The organism is Citrobacter sp. (assembly GCF_050252275.1).
Classification (GTDB): Bacteria; Pseudomonadota; Gammaproteobacteria; order Enterobacterales; family Enterobacteriaceae; genus Citrobacter_A; species Citrobacter_A amalonaticus.
This window is the reverse complement of sequence record NZ_JBFWLF010000306.1, coordinates 1-5310: the sequence shown is the minus strand read 5'-3', so window position 1 is coordinate 5310 and position 5310 is coordinate 1. Positions and strand designations below refer to the sequence as shown.

Annotated in this window: 6 protein-coding genes; 4 read left to right on the top strand and 2 right to left on the bottom strand. The window is 53.8% G+C overall.

The genetic code is table 11. The features are described from left to right. Positions 1-139, bottom strand: a 139-nt coding sequence (locus AB7E14_RS20045; RefSeq protein WP_428169849.1) for a DUF1145 domain-containing protein, incomplete at its 3' end; no start/stop codon positions are given. After that, entirely contained in the window at positions 129-725 is a 597-nt protein-coding gene (gene rsmD, locus AB7E14_RS20040) for a 16S rRNA (guanine(966)-N(2))-methyltransferase (RefSeq protein ID WP_042998483.1), read from the bottom strand. The genes AB7E14_RS20045 and rsmD, both read right to left, overlap by 11 nt. Positions 726-884: 159 nt before the next feature. Here rsmD and ftsY point away from each other — a divergent pair, with 159 nt between their 5' ends. The 4 genes from ftsY to rpoH all read left to right on the top strand — a co-directional run bounded on the left by ftsY (position 885) and on the right by rpoH (position 5202). After that, positions 885-2372, top strand: a complete 1488-nt coding sequence (gene ftsY, locus AB7E14_RS20035) for a signal recognition particle-docking protein FtsY (protein WP_316962357.1) — start codon at positions 885-887, stop codon at positions 2370-2372. A gap of 2 nt (positions 2373-2374) precedes the next feature. Further along, entirely contained in the window at positions 2375-3043 is a 669-nt protein-coding gene (ftsE, locus tag AB7E14_RS20030; protein ID WP_042998481.1) for a cell division ATP-binding protein FtsE, read from the top strand. Further along, positions 3036-4094: a permease-like cell division protein FtsX gene (ftsX, locus tag AB7E14_RS20025; RefSeq protein WP_042998480.1), complete on the top strand. Its 1059-nt coding sequence runs from the start codon at positions 3036-3038 to the stop codon at positions 4092-4094. The genes ftsE and ftsX overlap by 8 nt, the downstream gene beginning before the upstream one ends. Before the next feature lie 253 nt (positions 4095-4347). Continuing rightward, positions 4348-5202: an RNA polymerase sigma factor RpoH gene (gene rpoH, locus AB7E14_RS20020; RefSeq protein ID WP_042998479.1), complete on the top strand. Its 855-nt coding sequence runs from the start codon at positions 4348-4350 to the stop codon at positions 5200-5202. The last annotated feature ends 108 nt before the right edge of the window (positions 5203-5310 follow it).

Here is a 5310-nt window from a genome sequence, read left to right as displayed (position 1 = left end):
GCATGCCGTGCATCAGTACCATGAACACGAGGGCGACGTTAACGAAGATGTTGAGCGGTCGCGGGAAGGGTTGCACCAGGTTTAACAATAAGAATGCCCACACGCCGAGCATCAGTAGTCGACCAAGATTAATCAGCATCGCTTTCTCCTTGTGCTTCGCGTTGATACAAACGGTACGCGACCTGCCCGGCGATTTTTTCCCGGTATAATGACCAGTTCGTCGGCACGGGCGGCAGACCGTTTTCCACTTCGCTTTCCACGTAAATCCAGGCAACATCCGCCAGCCAGCCGTGAGTTTCCAGCAGGTTTAAAGTTTCTTCCAGTAACCCTTTACGAAACGGCGGATCGACAAATACCACGTTATGCGGCGTGCCTGACTGCGTCAGGAATGTCAGGGTATTCGTGTTAACGACTTTTGCATTCCCTGCTTTCAGCGTAGCCAGGTTCTTTTGTAACTGCTGAGAGACTGCGCGATCCCTCTCCAGCAGCGTGGCACCAGCGGCATAGCGTGATAGCGCTTCCAGCCCCAGTGCGCCGCTTCCGGCAAAACAGTCCAGACATTGGGCTTCTACTATCACCGGTGCCAGCCAGTTAAACAGCGTTTCACGCACGCGATCCGTTGTCGGACGGAGACCAGGGCTATCGGGGACCGGGAGTTTGCGGCCGCGCCATTGTCCGCCAATAATGCGGATTTGGCCGCTACCTGAGTGATTCGTTTTTTTCATTTCTGTTGCTCAAACCGCCGCGTGCAGATGATTCCAGGCGGTGATGTGGATTAAGTAAAGTGATAGACTATTTCATCATTTTTTTTAGCGTCTATACACAAAATCATTCAGGATGCCTCAAAGCGGCAAGAGAATGAGTCCCCAGGAGCGTAATCGCAGATGGCAAAACAGAAAAAACGTGGCTTCTTTTCCTGGCTGGGCTTTGGTGAAAAAGAGCAGGAACAAGAACAAAAAACCGAAGAACAGCAGGGTGTTGAAGCGCAATTACCGTCCGACGAACCCGTTGAAACGGCGGCTGACGTAGAAGCGCAAGCGCCGCTTCACAGCAAAGAAGAGGCTGAAGCCTTTGCTGAGGAAGTGGTTGAGGTGACGGAACAGGTTCAGGAAATCGAAACCTTCCAGTCAGCAGAACCCGCTGTCGCGAAAGAGCATGTTGACGCGCAGGTTGAGCCGCAGATTGCCGTTGCGCACGAAGAGCTGCCGTTGCCTGAAGAGGTGAAAGCCGAAGAGGAAACCTCCGCTGAAGAGTGGCAGGCCGAAGCGGAAACCGTTGAGATTGTTGAAGCGGTAGAAGAAGAGGCGCAAAACGAACCGGAACTGACCGACGAAGAGTTGGAAGCACAAGCGCTGGCGGCGGAAGCGGCGGAAGACGCGCAAATGATCGTTCCGCTGGCGGAAAAAGACGCGCCGGTCGAAGAGATGATTCAGGAACAGGAAAAACCGACCAAAGAAGGTTTTTTCGCGCGTCTGAAACGCAGCTTACTGAAAACCAAAGAAAACCTCGGTTCCGGATTTATCAGTCTGTTCCGTGGTAAAAAAATCGACGATGATCTGTTTGAAGAGCTGGAAGAACAACTGCTGATTGCCGATGTGGGCGTGGAAACCACGCGCAAAATCATCGCCAATCTGACGGAAGGCGCCAGCCGCAAACAGCTTAAAGATGCTGAAGCGCTGTACGGACTGCTGAAAGACGAGATGGGCGAGATTCTGGCGAAAGTCGATGAACCGCTGAACGTTGAAGGTAAAACGCCGTTTGTTATTCTGATGGTCGGCGTGAATGGGGTGGGGAAAACCACCACCATCGGTAAGCTGGCGCGCCAGTTTGAACAGCAAGGGAAATCCGTGATGCTGGCGGCGGGCGATACGTTCCGCGCCGCAGCGGTCGAACAGTTGCAGGTCTGGGGTCAGCGTAACAATATTCCGGTGATTGCCCAGCATACCGGCGCGGATTCCGCTTCCGTTATCTTCGACGCCATTCAGGCCGCGAAGGCGCGTCACATTGATGTGCTGATTGCCGATACCGCAGGTCGTCTGCAAAACAAATCGCACCTGATGGAAGAACTGAAAAAAATCGTTCGCGTGATGAAGAAACTGGACGAAGACGCGCCGCATGAAGTTATGCTGACGCTTGATGCCAGCACCGGGCAGAATGCGATAAGCCAGGCCAAACTGTTCCATGAAGCGGTGGGCCTGACCGGTATTACCCTGACCAAGCTGGACGGTACGGCGAAAGGTGGGGTGATCTTCTCGGTGGCCGATCAGTTTGGCATCCCTATCCGCTATATTGGTGTGGGCGAACGTATCGAGGATTTACGTCCGTTTAAGGCGGACGATTTTATAGAGGCACTTTTTGCCCGAGAGGATTAACAATGATTCGCTTTGAACATGTCAGCAAGGCCTATCTCGGTGGGAGACAAGCGCTGCAAGGGGTCACATTCCATATGCAGCCGGGCGAGATGGCGTTTCTGACCGGCCACTCCGGCGCGGGGAAAAGTACCCTGCTGAAGCTTATCTGTGGGATTGAGCGGCCCAGCGCCGGGAAAATCCTCTTCAGTGGGCATGACATCACGCGACTGAAAAACCGTGAAGTGCCGTTTTTGCGTCGTCAGATCGGCATGATTTTCCAGGATCACCACCTGTTGATGGACCGAACGGTATTCGACAATGTGGCGATCCCGCTGATTATCGCCGGTGCCAGCGGGGATGATATTCGTCGTCGCGTATCGGCGGCGCTGGACAAAGTTGGGCTGCTGGACAAAGCGAAAAACTTCCCGATTCAGCTCTCCGGGGGTGAACAGCAGCGTGTCGGGATCGCCCGTGCGGTGGTGAACAAGCCAGCGGTACTGCTGGCGGATGAACCGACCGGTAACCTGGATGACGCGCTGTCGGAAGGGATTCTGCGTCTGTTCGAAGAGTTTAACCGTGTCGGGGTGACGGTGCTGATGGCGACGCACGACATCGGGCTCATTTCCCGTCGGTCATACCGTATGCTTACCCTGAGTGATGGCCATTTGCATGGAGGCGAAGCCCGTGAATAAGCGCGACGCTATCAATCAAATCAAACAATTCGGCGGACGGCTGGACCGTTTTCGTCGTTCCGGCGGCTCCTCCGGTGACGGTGGACGTAACGCGCCGAAGCGGGCGAAACCGTCGCCAAAGCCGAACTCACGTAAAACCAACGTCTTTAACGAGCAGGTGCGCTATGCGTTCCAGGGCGCGTTACAGGATCTGAAAAGCAAACCGCTGGCGACGTTTCTGACGGTGATGGTGATTGCCATCTCCCTGACTCTGCCGAGCGTCTGCTACATGGTCTACAAAAACGTTAACCAGGCAGCGACGCAGTATTACCCGTCTCCGCAGATCACCGTTTATCTGCAAAAAACGCTGGATGATGATGCGGCGGCAGGCGTCGTCGCCCAGTTGCAGGCTGAGCAGGGTGTGGAAAAGGTGAATTACCTTTCTCGTGAAGATGCTCTCGGCGAATTCCGCAACTGGTCCGGTTTCGGCGGCGCGCTGGATATGTTGGAAGAGAACCCCTTGCCTGCGGTGGCGGTGGTGATCCCGAAACTCGACTTCCAGAGCACCGATTCACTGAATACACTGCGCGACCGCGTCTCTCGTATTAACGGGATTGATGAAGTGCGGATGGACGACAGCTGGTTTGCCCGTCTGGCGGCGCTGACCGGTCTGGTCGGGCGAGTGTCGGCGATGATTGGTGTGCTGATGGTTGCCGCCGTCTTCCTCGTCATTGGTAACAGCGTGCGGCTGAGCATCTTTGCCCGTCGCGATACGATTAACGTGCAAAAACTGATTGGTGCGACGGATGGATTTATCCTGCGTCCGTTCTTGTACGGCGGCGCATTGCTCGGTTTTTCTGGCGCATTTCTTTCACTGATTTTGTCAGAAATTTTGGTGTTACGACTGTCGTCGGCGGTCACGGAAGTGGCGCAAGTTTTCGGAACGAAGTTTGATCTCAATGGCTTATCGTTCGATGAGTGCCTGTTACTGCTGCTGGTTTGCTCGATGATCGGCTGGGTGGCGGCGTGGCTCGCGACGGTTCAACATTTACGTCACTTTACTCCTGATTAAAAAAACCGTGATATAATCTTTCCCTGCAATGGGTTTCCGTTCGCAGGGAAAGAGTTCCTGTTGTCTCTTCCCCACTTTTCATCTTCATGTCACAATTTGTGCGTAATTTATACACAACGTTGCATTGAACTTGTGGATAAAATCACGGTCTGATAAAAGAGTGAATGCTAATCTCGTTGCTCATTAACGCTGGCACGGTTGTTGCTGATATCTATCGCTGTGGTGCCAGACGATAAAAATTGAGAGGATTTGAATGACCAAAGAAATGCAAAATTTAGCTTTAGCCCCTGTTGGTAACCTGGAGTCTTACATCCGGGCTGCGAACGCGTGGCCGATGTTGTCGGCTGACGAGGAACGGGCACTGGCTGAAAAGCTGCATTACCAGGGCGATCTGGAAGCAGCTAAGACGCTGATCCTGTCTCACCTGCGCTTTGTTGTTCATGTTGCTCGTAACTATGCGGGCTATGGCCTGCCGCAGGCGGATCTCATTCAGGAAGGGAATATCGGCCTGATGAAAGCCGTGCGCCGTTTCAACCCGGAAGTGGGTGTGCGACTGGTTTCCTTCGCCGTGCACTGGATCAAAGCTGAGATCCACGAATATGTCCTGCGTAACTGGCGTATCGTGAAAGTGGCGACCACCAAAGCACAGCGTAAGCTGTTCTTTAATCTGCGTAAAACCAAGCAGCGTCTGGGCTGGTTTAATCAGGATGAAGTGGAAATGGTGGCGCGTGAGCTGGGTGTTTCCAGTAAAGACGTCCGCGAGATGGAATCTCGTATGGCGGCGCAGGACATGACGTTTGATATGTCCCCGGACGATGAGTCCGACAGCCAGCCGATGGCGCCCGTCCTGTATCTGCAGGATAAAACCTCTAACTTTGCCGACGGCATTGAAGAGGATAACTGGGAAGATCAGGCTGCCAACAAACTGACCCATGCGATGGAAGGTCTCGACGAGCGTAGCCAGGATATTATCCGCGCCCGCTGGCTGGACGAAGATAACAAATCTACGCTGCAGGAACTGGCCGATCGCTACGGTGTTTCCGCAGAACGTGTGCGTCAGCTTGAAAAGAACGCCATGAAAAAACTTCGCGCCGCGATCGAAGCGTAACTCCCGCGAAGTCCCCGCTAAAACCCTGGATAACTGTCCGGGGTTTTTGTTTTTTTAGCGCCTGATCTGGCGAATTCCTCCCCCCTGGCAAACACTTACCGATGGGTT